The sequence below is a fragment of the Mesorhizobium sp. BR1-1-6 genome (assembly GCF_020165355.1).
Lineage (GTDB): Bacteria > Pseudomonadota > Alphaproteobacteria > Rhizobiales > Rhizobiaceae > Mesorhizobium.
Map to the genome: position 1 here is coordinate 13621 of NZ_JAIUHZ010000023.1, position 15321 is coordinate 28941.

The 15321-nt window shown below is 65.1% G+C and carries 15 protein-coding genes; 12 read left to right on the forward strand and 3 right to left on the reverse strand.

The features are described 5' to 3' along the window. The first annotated feature begins 50 nt into the window (after positions 1-50). Both LB545_RS27270 and LB545_RS27275 read left to right on the forward strand, forming a co-directional pair. Positions 51-731 carry a GntR family transcriptional regulator gene (locus LB545_RS27270; protein WP_224680229.1) on the forward strand — a complete coding sequence of 227 codons (681 nt, stop codon included), beginning with the start codon at positions 51-53 and terminating at the stop codon, positions 729-731. Between the two features lie 196 nt (positions 732-927). Then, the gene (locus LB545_RS27275; RefSeq protein WP_224519090.1) at positions 928-1761 is read left to right on the forward strand and encodes an SDR family NAD(P)-dependent oxidoreductase; all 834 of its coding nucleotides are present in this window, start codon (positions 928-930) and stop codon (positions 1759-1761) included. A 6-nt stretch (positions 1762-1767) separates the two neighbouring features. On the opposite strand, the gene LB545_RS27280 is transcribed toward LB545_RS27275, so the two are convergent. Continuing rightward, positions 1768-2643: an SMP-30/gluconolactonase/LRE family protein gene (locus tag LB545_RS27280; RefSeq protein WP_140623748.1), complete on the reverse strand. Its 876-nt coding sequence runs from the start codon at positions 2641-2643 to the stop codon at positions 1768-1770. Then, positions 2640-3299, reverse strand: a complete 660-nt coding sequence (locus LB545_RS27285) for a GntR family transcriptional regulator (RefSeq protein WP_140623746.1) — start codon at positions 3297-3299, stop codon at positions 2640-2642. The genes LB545_RS27280 and LB545_RS27285 overlap by 4 nt, the downstream gene beginning before the upstream one ends. A 141-nt stretch (positions 3300-3440) precedes the next feature. Between LB545_RS27285 and LB545_RS27290 the strand changes: the two genes are divergently transcribed. The 9 genes from LB545_RS27290 (at position 3441) to LB545_RS27330 (ending at position 12957) form a co-directional block, all read left to right on the forward strand. Next, entirely contained in the window at positions 3441-4637 is a 1197-nt protein-coding gene (locus tag LB545_RS27290) for a UxaA family hydrolase (RefSeq protein WP_140497563.1), read from the forward strand. A gap of 35 nt (positions 4638-4672) precedes the next feature. Further along, a complete protein-coding gene (locus LB545_RS27295) occupies positions 4673-5443 on the forward strand; it encodes an ABC transporter permease (RefSeq protein ID WP_140663305.1) in 771 nt (256 codons plus the stop codon). Further along, positions 5440-6192, forward strand: a complete 753-nt coding sequence (locus LB545_RS27300) for an ABC transporter permease (RefSeq protein WP_140583911.1) — start codon at positions 5440-5442, stop codon at positions 6190-6192. The genes LB545_RS27295 and LB545_RS27300 overlap by 4 nt, the downstream gene beginning before the upstream one ends. Continuing rightward, positions 6189-6995: an ABC transporter ATP-binding protein gene (locus tag LB545_RS27305; protein ID WP_140497569.1), complete on the forward strand. Its 807-nt coding sequence runs from the start codon at positions 6189-6191 to the stop codon at positions 6993-6995. Before LB545_RS27300 ends, LB545_RS27305 begins: the two co-directional genes overlap by 4 nt. Positions 6996-7019: 24 nt before the next feature. Then, complete coding sequence (locus LB545_RS27310) at positions 7020-8252, forward strand: ABC transporter substrate-binding protein (RefSeq protein ID WP_140564386.1); 1233 nt, start codon at positions 7020-7022, stop codon at positions 8250-8252. A gap of 52 nt (positions 8253-8304) precedes the next feature. Next, positions 8305-9204 carry an NAD(P)-dependent oxidoreductase gene (locus LB545_RS27315; RefSeq protein ID WP_224706110.1) on the forward strand — a complete coding sequence of 300 codons (900 nt, stop codon included), beginning with the start codon at positions 8305-8307 and terminating at the stop codon, positions 9202-9204. Then, positions 9201-9482 carry a UxaA family hydrolase gene (locus LB545_RS27320; protein WP_140497576.1) on the forward strand — a complete coding sequence of 94 codons (282 nt, stop codon included), beginning with the start codon at positions 9201-9203 and terminating at the stop codon, positions 9480-9482. The genes LB545_RS27315 and LB545_RS27320 overlap by 4 nt, the downstream gene beginning before the upstream one ends. 126 nt (positions 9483-9608) lie before the next feature. Continuing rightward, the gene (locus LB545_RS27325; protein WP_140878783.1) at positions 9609-10397 is read left to right on the forward strand and encodes a DeoR/GlpR family DNA-binding transcription regulator; all 789 of its coding nucleotides are present in this window, start codon (positions 9609-9611) and stop codon (positions 10395-10397) included. Between the two features lie 82 nt (positions 10398-10479). After that, positions 10480-12957, forward strand: a complete 2478-nt coding sequence (locus LB545_RS27330) for an FAD-dependent oxidoreductase (protein ID WP_224706111.1) — start codon at positions 10480-10482, stop codon at positions 12955-12957. On the opposite strand, the gene LB545_RS27335 is transcribed toward LB545_RS27330, so the two are convergent. Then, positions 12954-13823 carry a LysR substrate-binding domain-containing protein gene (locus LB545_RS27335; RefSeq protein WP_140497582.1) on the reverse strand — a complete coding sequence of 290 codons (870 nt, stop codon included), beginning with the start codon at positions 13821-13823 and terminating at the stop codon, positions 12954-12956. The two genes, LB545_RS27330 and LB545_RS27335, sit on opposite strands and share 4 nt — an antisense overlap. A gap of 293 nt (positions 13824-14116) precedes the next feature. Between LB545_RS27335 and LB545_RS27340 the strand changes: the two genes are divergently transcribed. Continuing rightward, on the forward strand, positions 14117-15316 hold the full coding sequence (locus tag LB545_RS27340; RefSeq protein ID WP_140497584.1) for a 2-aminoethylphosphonate--pyruvate transaminase: 1200 nt from the start codon (positions 14117-14119) through the stop codon (positions 15314-15316). Positions 15317-15321: the final 5 nt, after the last annotated feature.

Here is a 15321-nt window from a genome sequence, read left to right on the forward strand (position 1 = left end):
GAGAATGAAGCTTTCCCCTAAGCTGACGATACGTGAAATGGGAGCATGGATTGCGCGGATTTGGCGAAGGCTTGATCGAGAGGCCGCAAACGGTTGCCGAGCAGGTCGCCAATGTCTTGCGCGAGGCCATTGCCAGCGGGACCCTGAAGGCCGGCACGACGTTGCGCCAGGATGATCTGGCCGAGCAGTTTGGCTTCAGCCGGATGCCGATCCGGGACGCGCTTCGTCAGCTCGAGGCCGAAGGCATCGTGTCCATCCACCCGACAAAGGGTGCGCACGTCGCCAGAATGGACGGCGACGAGATCCGAGAGATCTATGCCGTGCGCGAACTGCTCGAGTGCGAGGCACTGCGGCTCTCCATTCCCGGCCTGCCCGGCGGCAAGCTGGACGAGGCCGAACAGGTGCTCGATCAGATCGATGCCGAGCGCAATGTCGGCAGGTGGGGCGTGCTGAACCGGGCCTTTCATCTGGCGCTTTATGACGCCTGCGGCAATCGCCGGTTGCTCGGCCTGATCGAGGCGCACCATAATGCGGCCGACCGCTACGTCCGTATCCTGTTGTCGAACCTCGACTACCGCGCCCGCTCGCAGACGGAGCATCGCGACCTCTTGGCCGCTTGCCGGCGACGCGACGCCGGCAAGGCCGTCAGCGTTTTGACGCAGCATCTGCGCCAAGGCAGCGAGACACTGGTCAACGCCATAGAGGGCGACGGTCTGTCGCGAAAATCTTAGAATCTTGTCCAATTCCGATGGGCGCGCGTGACGGGCTATACGCCTTCGTCTAGCCGCTGCCGCCAGGGACGCTGCTTTTCAGCTTGCCTGATTTGATCAAATGGAAGAATTGGTTCTGGATTTCTCCCTGAAAATGCGTTTTGAAGAGCGCTCCAAAGAAAAGTGTGATCAAATTGGAAAGGCTGGACTATTGACGGTGCAAAAGGAAGAGATCGACATCCAGAATGCGCTGGCTCTTGCCGAGCGCTTCACGATGGCTGGCCGGCGCGCCTTGGTGACCGGCGGCAGCGTCAGCATCGGCCGTGAGATCGTGCGGGTTTTTGCCGAGGCGGGCGCCGATGTGGCCGTCCATTTCGCTCGCGACGCCGACGTGGCATTCGGGCAGCCGGATGCGGCCGCCGAAGCTGTCCGTGAAATTCGCGGGAAGGGCAGGCGCGGCGTCGCCATCGATGCTGATTTCGCTCGGGCCGGAGAGGCTGCCCGCTGTGTCCAGGCGGCGATCGAGGCGTTGGGTGGTGTCGACGTGCTTGTCGTCTGCGCCTCGATCCAGTACCGCACGCCTTTCCTCGATCTACCCGCCGAGCAGATCGAGCACCAGATCCAGATCAACTTCAAGGCGACGATCGAATTGCTGCAGGCCGCCTTGCCCGGCATGAAGGACAATGGCTGGGGCCGTGTGCTGACGATCGGCAGCATCAACCAGACGCGGCCCGAATCCGATCTCGCCGTCTATGCCGCGCTGAAGAGCGCGCAGCACAATCTGTCATTCAACCTTGCCAAGGATTATGCGCCACACGGGGTGACGATCAACAACCTGTCGCCCGGGCTTGTCGTTACCGAGCGCAATCGCTGGCGCCGCGAGGACGCGGCCAAATGGGCGGAGATCCAGAAGGGGTCCGCGCCGATGCAGCGGGCCGGCGAGGCGCGCGAGATGGCGGGAGCGGCGTTGCTGCTTTGCTCCGACGCCGGCAGCTTCATCACCGGGGCGGACCTGCAGGCGACGGGTGGCCGCCATCTCGGCTGGCAATAGCCGAGATTAACCGGCAAAAGCCGGCTCCGGCAGTCCCGCCACGCCGACGTCGAGCGCAAGCAGGCAACCCGCCAGGGGCTCGTTGGCCAGTTGATCCTCCGTCAGCTTCTGCGTTGCGGTCGTCACGTACAGTGTCTTCAGGCCTGGACCGCCGAAGGCGCAGGAGGTCGGCTGAGTGACCGGCAGAGGGACCAGCCTGTCGAGCCGGCCATCGGGCGCGAACCGCGCCAGCGAGCCGCCCTGGTAGCGCGCATTCCACAGGAAGCCGTCCGCATCGACGGTGGCGCCGTCGGGCTTTCCAGGCGCCGCGTGCCGGTCGGCGAACAGAGACCACGGCCCCACAAGTCCGCTCGCCGGGTCGAAATCCGCCCGCTCTATGTCGCCTTGCCGTGTATCCGTGAAGTAGACAGTGCGGCCGTCCGGGGCAAAGGCGATCGCATTGGGCACGGCGATCCCGTCGCGAATCCGGCTCGAACTTCCGGCGGCGTTGATCCGGTAAAGCGCCCCGGACGCATGCAGCCCATAGTCCCACATGCTGCCGCAGATTATGCCGCCTCCGGGATCGCACTTCATGTCGTTCAGCCGATGCTCGGGCGGCCCATCCTCCACGCGCGCCAGCAGGCTCAGTGCGCCGCTGGCGGGATCAAATGCGTGGAGACCTTGCCGCAAGGCCACGACGACACCGCCCGATGCTCGTGGAACCACCGAGCCGATGACCTCAGGCATCGGCCACGATGTCACCGCTCCTGTCTCGGGCCGCAGCCTGTGCAGGCAAGGACGCCGCAGATCGACCCAGAACAGCTCTCCGCCCCGCGCCAGCCATGTCGGCGATTCGCCCAGCGTGTCGCCCGTCGACGCCGCGACCTCGAACCCGGCCGTCATTGCCGGCCGATATCGGGTTTGGGATCGACGGCGATGCGCGCCAGGAGGTCGTGTTTGGCCTTTTCGATATGCGCGCCCATCAAGGTCGCCGCCGAGCCGGCATCCTGGCGCTCTATGGCCCGGATGATGTGGCGATGATCGTCGATGACGCCATGGAAGCGCCCCTCGTCATAGCCGTAGCGTTGCCAGATCGCCGCCACCAGCAGCCAGTTGCGATCCACCATCGACAGCGCGCCCGGATTGCCGGCCGCCTCGTTGATGACGCCGTGAAAGATGTTGTTGGCATGTGGGACGGCAAGGAAGTCGTCGCTGGCCACTCTTTGCTCAAGCATGTCCTGCGCGGCCTTCAGATCGCACAGATGCTCGGCGGTACGCCGCTCGCTGGCACGCCGCGCCAGCATCGTTTCGACGGCGCTGCGGATATCGAACAGGTCGATCACAAACGACATGTGGACCGTTCTGACGCTGGCGCCGCGATTGGGTTCCAGCACGACCAATCCCGTGCCGCTCAAGGCGCGCAAGGCCTCGCGGACCGGCATATGGCTTACGCCATAACGACCGGCGAGATCGTCGATCCTCAGCCTTGCCCCGAATGGAATGGCTCCGGAAACGATGTCGTCACGAAGAAGCTTCTGAACGTCGGGAATACGCGCCATGCATTCAAGCCTACCCTGATTTGAGCAAATATTGCTCGCACGGCGGTCGAAAGAAGTCAATTTTGCCCTTGCCAAGGCGACATTTGATCAAATATTGAGATTTGAAGAGATTGCCACGCTCGCGACGGTTTGGAAACGCCAATGCCACTGCCTGCCTCCGGTGCCGACAAAATCGACGGCCTGCCGCCATTCAGTGGCTACAGGCGGGTCGATGGCCGCGCCGGAATCCGCAATTATGTGCTGATCCTGTGCATCAATGGTTTGGCGCTGCGTGTCAGCGAGCGAATCGCGGCGGGTCTCGAAGGCGCGCTTCTGGCCGCGACGAGCGCGGGCAGGGGACACATCGAGCCGGACCTCGGCCTGCACCTTGATCAACTTGTCGGTCTCGGCCGCAATCCGAACGCCGCCGCCGTTCTGGTGGTCGGAGTGGATTCGGCGACGACCGAGATGGTCGCGGCCCGCATTTCGGCTTGCGGCAAGCCGGTCGCCAGCGTTTCCTTCGCCGAGCAGCATGAGGACATGCTGTCGGTCATGGGCGAGGGCATCAGGCGCGGCGCGGCGTTGCTGCGCGAGGCTTCGCGGATCCGGCGCGAGAACTTGCCCGGCGCGCAGCTGGTGGTCGGCATCGAATGCGGCCATTCCGACGCGACGTCGGGTCTGGTCAGCAATCCGGTCGTGGGGGCCGCGGTCGATCTTCTGGTTTCGCATGGCGGCACCGTCATTGTCGGTGAGACCGTCGAGTGGCTGGGGGCAGAACATATACTCGCGGCGCGCGCTCGCGATGCAACGGTGGCACGACAGATCCTGCAGGCCGTGGAGCGCAAGGAACGCTTCGCCGCCGCTTCCGGCCACAGCCTGACCGGCAACAATCCGGGCGAGGAGAATATACGCGGCGGGTTGAGCACGATCGAGGAGAAGTCCCTCGGTGCCCTGGCCAAGACGGGAACTTGCCGCATCGACGGCGTGCTCGGCATGGCCGAGCCGGTCACCGCCGGCGGCCTTTACCTCATGGACGGCCCGTCCTTCTCGCCGGAATCGATGACAGGCTTCGCCGCGGCCGGTGCCCAGATCATGCTGTTCACAACCGGGCCAGGCAACAGCACCGCGAGCGCGCTCGCGCCGACGATCAAGATCACGGCGCGGCGCGAGACGGCTCGCCGGCTGCCTGAGCAGATCGATTTCGACGCCAGCCCGGTTTCGGAGGGGATCGAAACCGTCGCCGAAGCGGCGAACCGGCTGCTGGCGACCATCCTCGATGTCGCCGGCGGCACCCTCACCTTCGGCGAGATTTTGGGGGAAGGGCTCGAAGTTCCGACCCGCGTGCGGGGCTCGTTGTGACGGCTATCTCCTCGAACGATGCCGGCCAAAGGACAATGCGCTTTGCGCGCCTGACCAGCCTGTTCGTGTATTTGCGCACGATGGGCCTGTTCGTCCTTGCCTGGTATGTCGGCTCGTTCTTCGTGCCTTCGAAGCTGCTCTTGCCGTCGCCGGTCGCGGTTGCGCTTGCGCTGCGCGATACGGCCCTCAACGGCGAACTGCTCGGCAATGCAGGGATCAGTCTGGCCCGTCTGCTGGTAAGCGTCGCGGCTGCCGCGGCGGTGGCGGTGCCGCTCGGGCTGCTGATGGGCCGCAGCTGGCTCTGGAACGATCTGCTCGAACTGCCGGTGGAGATCCTGCGGCCGATAGCCGGCATCGCATGGATACCGCTTGCGCTCTACATGTTCGGCATCGGCCATCGGCTGCCGCTGTTCATCATGTTCTATACCGCCTTCTTCCCGCTGCTGATCGGCACCGCCGCGGGCGCCGCCGCCGTCGACAGGCGGCTCGTCGCGGCGGCCAGCACGATGGGCCTGTCTGGGCGGGCGATCATGCGGCGCGTCATCGTTCCGGCGGCGCTGCCGGCGATCCTGGTCTCGGCACGGCTTGCGGTGGCGGCCTCGTGGACCGCCGTCGTCGCTGCCGAACTGGTAGGAGCGCCGAACGGCCTCGGCTACGCCATCGAGTACTACCGCAGCATGCTGTCGACGCCGACGGTGATGGCTTTCATCGTCGCCATCGGCCTGCTCGGCTTCCTGACGGACAAGGGGTTGCGCTGGCTCTCTGATGTCTTGACTCCGTGGGCGCGGACGGAGGTGGCGCGATGAACAGGTTTGCGCTTCGCCTCATCGTTCCCGTGCTGCTGCTGGTCGTCTGGGAAGCTCTCGCGTCCGGCTCCGCCCAGGCGCCACGCCCCAGCACGGTGGCCGAAACGGCCATTTCCATGCTGCGCGACGGCGATCTCGTGGCCGGTCTCGCCACCAGCCTCGGACGGGTCTTCGCCGGCTTCGCGGCGGCGGCCCTGTTGGCGATCCCGCTTGGCATCGCCATGGGCAGCATGCCGGCCGTCGAGCGCAATCTCGATCCGCTGGTCGAGACCTTCCGGCCGATAGCGGCACTTGCCATCCTGCCCCTGGTTATCCTCTGGTTGGGCTCGGGCTCCGGGGCAGCTGTCGCCATCGTTGCCTATGCCGCCTTCTTCCCGATCCTGATCAACACCATCTCGGGCGTGAAGCGTATCGAGCCCAGTCTGATGCGCGCCGCGCTGACCATGGGGCTGGCGCCGCTGACGCGGATGCGGGTGGTGCTGCTGCCGGCCGCCTTGCCATCCATTCTGGTCGGCATGCGCATCGGCCTCGGCATCGCCTGGACGGCGATCATTGCCGCCGAGCTCGCGGTCGGCGCCAAGTCCGGCAGCAGCGGCGGCATCGGCCAGATGATGTTCGTCTTCTACGCCTACTCGATCAACCTCAACGGCATGGTGGTCTGCATGATCGCGGTCGGCATCGTGGCCTTCGCGCTCGACCGCATCCTGCGTGCCGCACTCGCCTTCGCCGTGCCGTGGAGCCAGCCATGAGCGATGCCAAGATCCGCCTCGACGGCGTCAGCAAATGCTTCGGGGAATCTGCGTCCGTGGTGGCGGTCGACAGCCTGTCGCTGGACATCAAGGCCGGCGAGTTCATGGCTATCGTCGGCCCGTCCGGATGCGGCAAGACGACCGTTCTCAACATGCTCGCCGGCCTCGACAGGCCGACGTCGGGTACGATGAGCCTGAACGGCAGGCCGATCGAAGGACCGGGGGCCGAACGCGGCGTGATGTTCCAGGACTATGCCCTGTTTCCCTGGCGCACCGTGCGCGGCAATGTCGAGTTCGGATTGATCTATGGGCCGGCCGGGCGAGGGCTTTCGCCCGCGCAGCGCGCCGACCGCGTCAACCGCACCGTCGAAATGGTCGGCCTGACCGGCTCCGAGGACAAGTACCCGCACCAGCTATCGGGCGGAATGCGCCAGCGCGTGGCACTGGCGCGCCTGATGGCGAACGAGCCGGAAATCCTGCTGATGGACGAGCCGCTAGCGGCGCTGGACGCCCAGACCCGCGTCATCCTGCAAGACGAATTGCTGCGCATCTGGGGGCAGGACCGCCCCGCTGCCGAGCGGCGGACGGTCGTCTTCATCACGCACGCCATAGACGAGGCGGTGTTCCTGGCCGACCGGGTCGCGGTGCTAAGCAGCCATCCGGGCCGCCTGAAGCAGGTCATCGACATCGACCTGCCCAGGCCGCGCGGCGACGAGACGCGGCGCTCCGGCGATTTCGCCAGGCTCAGCCAATCGATCTGGGAACTGATCCGCGAAGAGGCTTACCGCGCAACGATGAACTGAAACGACAACAGGGAGAGGATAGTCATGAGGAAACTTATGGAAACCGCATTCAACCGACGCGCAGTCCTGAGTGGCGCCGCGGCCGCCGCGCTGGCCATGCCATCGATCGTGCGGGCGCAGGACCGCAAGCCGGCCAAGGTCTCCATCGGCCGCCAGCCTTACGCGGCCGGCAACTCGCCGCTGACGCAACGCATGATCAACGAAAAGCTGCTGGAGAAGGCGGCCGCCGAACTCGGCTACGACCTGACGGTCGACTGGCGCGACTATCCCTCCGCGCTGCCGATGGTGGAAGCTTTCGTCTCCGGCGATCTCGACATCGGCATGTGGGGCAACACGCCGATCGTGCGGCTGCTTTCGCAGGCGCAGCCGATCAACATCCTCACCGTCGGCGAGGGCCACATGCGCATGGTGCTGGCGACCCGCAAGGGCTCCGCTATCAAGAACATCGGCGACCTCAAGGGCAAGACCGTCGGCGCGCTTGTCGGCGGCGACCCCTACAACGCGCTCTCGCAAATGCTGCTGCAGGAACTGGGCGACGCCGACCCGCGCGCCTTCGGCATCAACATCGTCAACACGCCGACCCAGGCCGTTGCCGCGTCCCTCCCGGAGGGCATGGACGCGTCGGTGGTGATCTACCCGGCCTTCCTGAAGGCGAATGCCGAAACCGGCCTCACCGGGATCATGAATTCGTTCGGCTATACCGAGGCCGGCTACAGCGGACCCGCGGGCGAGGGCGAAGGCCACATGCTGCCCGGCGTCAAGAAGTCGAAATTCTACCCCGACGGCTACTATTTGCACCGTTCCTTCTGGATCTGCAGCGACCGCATCGTCGGCGACGATGCCGCGCTCGGCCAGGCCTTCCTGACGGCCGCGCAACGTGCGCTTGCCGATCTCCAGAAGATCGACGCGCGGGAGATCTCGCAGTCGGTAGTCAAATATTGGGGGCTCGATCCTGCGCTGGGCGCCAAGGTCATCGGCGACGAGGTGCTTTTCCAGCGCGGCTGGATCTGGCCGACCGAAGGCGATGCGGCGGCGATCAGCCAGATCTCCCAGTTCATGGTTGCCGGCAAGATGATTCCTGAGGCGCTGAGCTGGGACCAGGTCAAGGCCGCCTTCGGCAAGGCGGCGCCGCTGCTTCAGAAAGCCTATGAGGGCACGGGCAAGGTGCCGGACGAAAGCGGCTTCACCGACAAGAATGCCAAGGATCTGCGTGGCCTGCCGGCATGGCAGCTCGACCAGTGGAAAGTGCCGTCCTGAGGAGTTCGGGCGGCACGCGCATTCAGAGTAATTCAGGGAAGGAAGTTGATCCATGACGTCAGTCGGTTTTGTCGGGCTTGGAACCATGGGCGCACCCATGGCCCGCAACGTGCTCAAGGCGGGACACGCGCTGACGGTCTTCGACCTCAATCCCGTGGCGGTGAAAAACCTCGTCGAGGCCGGCGCTCGGGCGGCGGCGTCGCCGCGCGAGGTTGCACAGCAATCGGAAATCGTCATCACCATGCTGCCGGATGCGCCTGATGTGGAGGCCGCCGTGCTCGGTGCCGACGGCATCGGTCATGGCCTCAGGGCCGGCAGCCTCTATATCGACATGAGCACGATCGACCCGCAGACCACCCAGCGTATCGGCGCATGGCTGGCGCAACGCGGCGTCGACATGATCGACAGCCCTGTTGGCAAGACGGTGGAGCACGCCATCGCCGGAACCTCGACGCTGATGATCGGCGGCGATGCCGCCGTGCTGGAGCGCGCGCGCCCGATCCTGTCGAGCATGGGGGCCGACCTCATCCATTGCGGCGGGCTCGGCATGGGGCAGGCAATGAAGCTCACCAACAACCTGCTGGCCAGCGTGCTGATAACGGCCAGCTCCGAGGCGCTGGTCGCCGGCGCCAAGGCGGGCCTGACGCTCGACACCATGATCAACGTGCTGAAGACGACGATGGCCTGGAACCAGCAATTGGCGGTGGCGATGCACAATCGCGCGCTCAAGGGCGACTTCGAGCCAGGCTTCATGGTCAAGCTCGCCCACAAGGATTGCCGGCTTGCCCTGGCGATGAATGATGCGCTCGGCGTCGAGACGCCGGTCGGGGGCGCCACGCTTGCCGTGCTCAGGGAGGCGATGGACGCCGGCATGGCCGGCAAGGATGTTGGCGCCGTGCTGAAGTTGCGCGAAGACGCGACCGGCGTCCAGGTCCGGCTTGCCGGCGCATGACCAAGCCTGGAGCCATAGTGCTGCACGCTGACGACGACGTGGCTGTCCTCGTGGAACCGGTCGAGGCAGGCGCCGAAGTGACGACGCGAGGCGCCCGCGAGGGGGTTGTCCTCAAGGCCGGCGCCGCGTTGCAAGCCGGTCACAAGCTGGCGTTGCACGACCTCGCCGCCGGCTCCACCATACGCAAATACGGCGAGGCGATCGGCCGCCTGACGGCTGCCGTGGCGGCCGGCGACCACGTCCACGTGCACAATCTGCAAAGCCTGCGCGGACGCTGACGCCGGGTCAGCACCCGAACAGGCCAGACCTTATCGATCGACCATGGCCACGCCGTCCTCGCGGTTGCCTCCCGGGCGGTTCACTGCCACATATCGCAACATCATTCGTTCGATATGAGGCCCTCCATGTCCCCCGACAGCCGTCTGCCGGCACGTGCCCTTGCTCCCCGCCGTCATGACGAGATCCTGAGGCGCCTGGGTGCCCAGGGCTCGGTCAGCGTCGCCGAACTGGCCGGCTTTTTCGACGTCTCGCGCGAGACCATCCGCCGCGACCTGAAGCTGCTTTCTGACCAGGGACGGCTCGGCATCGTGCATGGCGGCGCCGCTCGCTTCGAGCCGAGCGAGCCGGCAATGGGCCTGCGCAGCCGGGAGAATGCGCACGGCAAGGCGGCGATCGGCAGGGCGGCGGCCGGCCTTGTCAGCAGCGGTATGGTGGTCTTCCTCGATTCCGGCACCACCACATTGGCCGTCGCGCATGCCATGAACGACCTGCGCGATCTCACTATCTGCACGACCAGCCTGAAGATTGCACTGCATCTGTGCCATGTCCCCGGCATGCGTGTGCACATACTGGGTGGTGAAGTCGACCCAGGCGAGGAGGCCGCTTCCGGCATCGATGCGCTCGATGCAATGGCGCGCTTTCGCGTCGACATCGCCTTTCTCGGCGGCGGCGCGTTGTCGCCGAATGGCGAGGTGACCGATTTCACCAGGGCCGGTGCCGAGCAGCGCGGCCGCATGATCGCGCTCGCCGGCAAAACCTATTTCGTCCTCGACAGCAGCAAGTTCGGCAAGCTGACGCCGCTCAGGATTCCGAATTTCGACCGCGCCGCCGGCGTTGTCGTCGACGCTCGGCCGCAGCCTGCGCTTGCCGACGCCCTTTTGCAAAAAGGGCCGGAGCTGATCGTCGCATCTTGATGTGATATTTTGTGACTTTTTGACTTGATATTTGGCTTTCCTGTGTTAGCTTGTCGGCCACCCTCAAGATGGCGGAACGCTCATGGCACATGAATTTCCAACGCAGGCACGCGTCGTGATCGTCGGCGGCGGCATCATCGGCTGCTCCGTCGCCTATCACCTGACGAAGCTTGGCTGGGCCGACGTCGTCCTGCTCGAACAGGGGCAGCTCAGCGGCGGCACCACCTGGCATGCCGCGGGCCTGGTCGGGCAATTGCGCAGCCATTCCAACATGACCAGCCTGATCAGGTACTCCACTCAGCTCTATGGCGAACTGGAGGCCGAGACCGGTCTCGCGACCGGCTGGAAGAATTGCGGCTCGCTGTCGGTGGCGCGCACCGCCGACCGCATGACGGTGCTGAAGCGTACGGCTGCGTCGGCGCGCGCCCAAGGCGTTGAGATCGACGTCATCTCGCCGAGCGAAGCCGGCGATCTGTGGCCGGTCATGGCGACGGACGATCTGGTCGGCGCGGTCTGGCTGCCTGGCGACGGCAAGGCCAATCCGACCGATCTCACGCAATCGCTCGCCAAGGGCGCGCGCAATCGCGGCGCGAGGATATTCGAGCGCGTCAAGGTCACCGGCATCACGGTGAGAAACGGCGTCGCCTGCGGTGTCGAGACCGACCGTGGCGACATCGTCGCCGAGATCGTCGTCAACTGCGCCGGCCAGTGGGCGCGTAAGGTCGGGCTGATGTGCGGCGTCTCGGTGCCGCTGCATTCGGCCGAGCATATGTACATCGTCACGGGCCGGATCGAGGGTGTGCATCCGGGCCTGCCCGTCATGCGCGATCCGGACGGCTTCATCTATTTCAAGGAAGAGGTCGGCGGGCTGGTCATGGGCGGCTTCGAACCGCATGCCAAGCCGTGGGGCATGAACGGCATCCCCGAGAATTTCGAGTTCGCGCTGCTGCCGGACGATTGGGATCAGTTCGAGATTCTGATGGAAAACGCGCTGGTGCGCGTGCCGCAACTGGCGCAAGCCGAGGTCAAGAAGTTCTACAACGGTCCCGAAAGCTTTACGCCCGACAACAATTTTCTCCTCGGCGAGGCGCCGGAGCTGAAGAATTTCTATGTTGGCGCCGGCTTTAACTCGATGGGCATCGCCAGCGCCGGCGGTGCCGGCAAGGCGCTGGCCGAGTGGATCGTCAACGGCGCGCCGACCATGGATTTGTGGCCTGTCGATATCAGGCGCTTCGCCGCCTTCAACAACAATCCGCGCTGGCTGCATGATCGCGTCAAGGAGACGCTCGGTTTGCATTACGCCATGCCGTGGCCGAACCGCGAGCTGGACACCGCCCGACCCTTCCGCCGCTCGCCGCTCTACGACCGGCTGGCCGCCAGGGGCGCCTGCTTCGGTTCCAAGATGGGCTGGGAGCGCGCCAACTGGTTCGCGGCCCCGGGAGAGAGGGCCGGGAACGATTATGCCTTCGGCCGCCAGAACTGGCATGAGGCAGTCAAGCGCGAAATGAAGGCGACGCGCGAGGCTGTTGCCGTATTCGACCAGACCTCTTTCGCCAAGCTTCTCGTGCAGGGCCGCGACGCCTGTGCCCTGCTCAACCGCATCTGCGCCGGCAATGTCGATGTACCGGTCGGTACATCCGTTTACACGGGCGTGCTCAACGCGCGCGGCGGGTACGAAAGCGATCTGACCGTAATGCGACTTGGTGCGCAAAAATTCCTCATCGTCACCGGTTCGGCGCAAGCGGTCCACGACGCCGACTGGATCGCCAGGAACATCCCACCGGACGCACATGCCATCGTGACCGACGTCACCTCGTCCTACGCGGTGCTGGCGCTGATGGGGCCGCGCTCGCGCGATCTCCTGGGCAAATTGTCGTCGGCCGATCTTTCCAACGCCGGCTTCCCCTTCGCCACCATCCGCGAGATCGATATCGGCTACGCTACCGCCTACGCCAACCGCATGACCTATGTCGGCGAGCTCGGCTGGGAGCTGATCGTGCCGACGGAATTCGCCGTCGGCGTCTACGAGGCGCTGCACGAGGCTGGCGGCGAATTCGGCCTCCTGGACGCCGGCTACTACGCGCTTGATGGCTTGCGCATCGAAAAGGGTTTTCGCGCCTGGGGCCGTGAGTTGACGCCTGACATTAGCCCCTGGCAGGCGGGGCTTGGCTTCGCCGTCGCCATGGACAAACCGGGTGGCTTCATCGGCCGTGACGCGCTGGTCGAGGCCAAGCCGTCGACGGCGCCAGCAAAACGCATCGTACTGTTCACGCTCGACCATGCCGAGCCGATGCTGTGGGGCGGCGAGCTGATCCTGCGCGACGGCAAGCCCGTCGGCGAGGTCCGCTCGGCCGCCTACGGTCACACGCTTGGCCGCTCGGTGGCGCTCGGGCTGATCGAGAACGAGACGGGCGTCGACGCTGCGTTTCTGGCTAGCGGCCGTTTCGAGATCGATCTTGCCGGCGTTCGCCACGCGGCCACGGCACATTTGCGCACCCCTTACGATCCGAAGTCGGAACGGGTGAAAGCGGATGTGGAGGAGATCAGGGCCGCCGCCTAATCCGCCGACATCGAACGCGCCATGTCGAGGAAGGCGCGCACCAGCTTGCCGCCGCTGCGTTCGCGCAGGCAGATCAGCGCTTCGTCCATCAACGTCTCAGGCGCGTCGAGCGCGATCGCTACCAGCCGCGAATCCTGGCCGAATTCGGCCGCCGAAACAAAGCCGATGCCGGCACCCGAGGCGACGATCTCGCGGACGGCTTCACGGCCTTCGGCCTCGATCACCGGCCTGAGTTCGACCTTCGATGCCGCGGCCAGATCCTCGAGCTTCTGGCGCGTCTTGGAGCCGCGCTCCCGCATGACCAGCGATTCCTGCGCGAGTTGCTTGAGACTCAATGATTTCTTGCCCGACAGCGGATGATCGACCGACGCAAAAGCGATGATCGGCGTCGAATTGAGTTTCAGCACCTCGAAGTCGCGTCCGGTCGGCACCTCGCCCAGCACGCCGATGTCGGCATCATAGCTGTAGAGGCTGCTGATTACCGTCTCGGTGTTGCCGGCGCGCAGCGAAACCTGGACGCCGGGATAGCGCGCGCGAAAACTGCCGAGGATGTGAAGCAGATGATGCGCGGCGTCGGCGACGATGCGCAGCGTGCCGGAGCGCAGGGCGCGCGATTCCGTCAGAAGCTCGAGCGCCTGCTGCTCGGTATCGAACATGCGGTGGGTTATTTCGAGCAGCTTCTGGCCCGAATGGGTCAGCGTGACCTGCTTCTTGTTCCGATTGAACAGCAGCACGTCATATTCTTCCTCGAGCTTGCGCACCTGGTCCGAAATTGCCGGCTGCGTCAGGAACAGCGCTTCCGCGGCACGTGAAAACCCGCCTGATATCGCCACCTGGTGAAAGGCTCGCAATTGAACGTAGCGCATGTTCTCACCTTTCTAGATCCGAGTTCCGGCCGCCAACCTATCATAAGCCTCGCAGGCAAAAAGGCATGAAGGAACGATTCTTCTTATATCTGGGGAGGATCGCCCACGGTCACGCACGTGTCATGGATACCACGCAGGCTGCGCTCGGCTGGAGGCGCGATTATCCCGCCGGGCAATAATTCGACTGCAAGCCAGATCATCGGGTGAGCTTATACATCAATACAAAATAACGATTTTACAAATACGTCGTTCCAGCCAAGAATGGCCCCACATAAAAAGCAGCGGAGGACACTATGCTCGCCGAGACGAAATTTGCCGCGGAGCCGTTGGCCGGTCCGGCGCTGGGCGAGCCATACCTGCTGACGCCCGGGCCGCTCACCACCTCCTATCCGGTCAAGCAGGCGATGCTGCGCGACTGGGGATCCTGGGACGGCGATTTCCGCGCCATGACGTCAGACATGCGCCGCCGCCTGCTGGCGCTGACCGGCGATGCGAAAGGCGAATTCGACTGTGTGCCGATGCAAGGCAGCGGCTCCTTTTGCGTCGAGGCGATGCTGGGTTCGTTCGTGCCGAAGGACGGCAAGGTTCTGGTCCTGGCCAATGGCGCCTACGGCCTGCGCGCGGCCCAGACCATGCAGTATCTCGGCCGCGCCTATACGCTGATCGACAAGGGCGACTACCTGCCGCCGCGCGGCGACGAGGTGGCCGCCGCCCTCGAGGCCGATCCTGCCATCACGCATGTGATCGCCATCCATTGCGAGACCAGTTCCGGCATCCTCAACCCCGTCGCCGAGATTGCCGAAGCCGTCCATGCCAAGGGCCGCAAGCTGCTGGTCGATTCCATGAGCGCCTTCGGCGCCATCGCGCTCGACGTGAACGAGATCCGCTACGAGGCGATGGTCTCGTCCGCCAACAAGTGCATCGAGGGCGTGCCGGGCTTCGGCTTCATCATCGCCCGCAAGAGCGAATTGGAAGCCGCCAAGGGCCGCAGCCATTCGCTGTCGCTCGACGTCCATGCGCAGTGGGCGCATATGAACAAGACTGGGCAGTGGCGCTACACTCCGCCGACCCATGTCGTCGCCGCCTTCCTTGAAGCGCTTCGCCAGCACGAGGCCGAGGGCGGCGTTGCCGGCCGCGGCGCCCGCTACACCAGGAACCGCGACGTGATGGTGGCCGGCATGCGCGAGCTCGGCTTCGAGACTTTGCTCAGGGATCGCTGGCTGTCGCCGATCATCGTCACCTTCTTCAACCCGGCCCACGCCAACTTCGCCTTCGACCGCTTCTACGAGCTGATGAAGGACAAGGGCTTCATCATCTATCCGGGCAAGCTGACCGTCGTCGATAGCTTCCGTATCGGCTGCATCGGCCAGATGGACGAACATGTCATGCGCCGCGTCGTAGAGGCGGCGGCGCAGTCGCTGAAGGAGATGGACGTCGACACCGCCGCTCCTCCCGCCGCGGCAATCGCCGAGCGCGCCAAACTCGCCGCCTGAAGCGG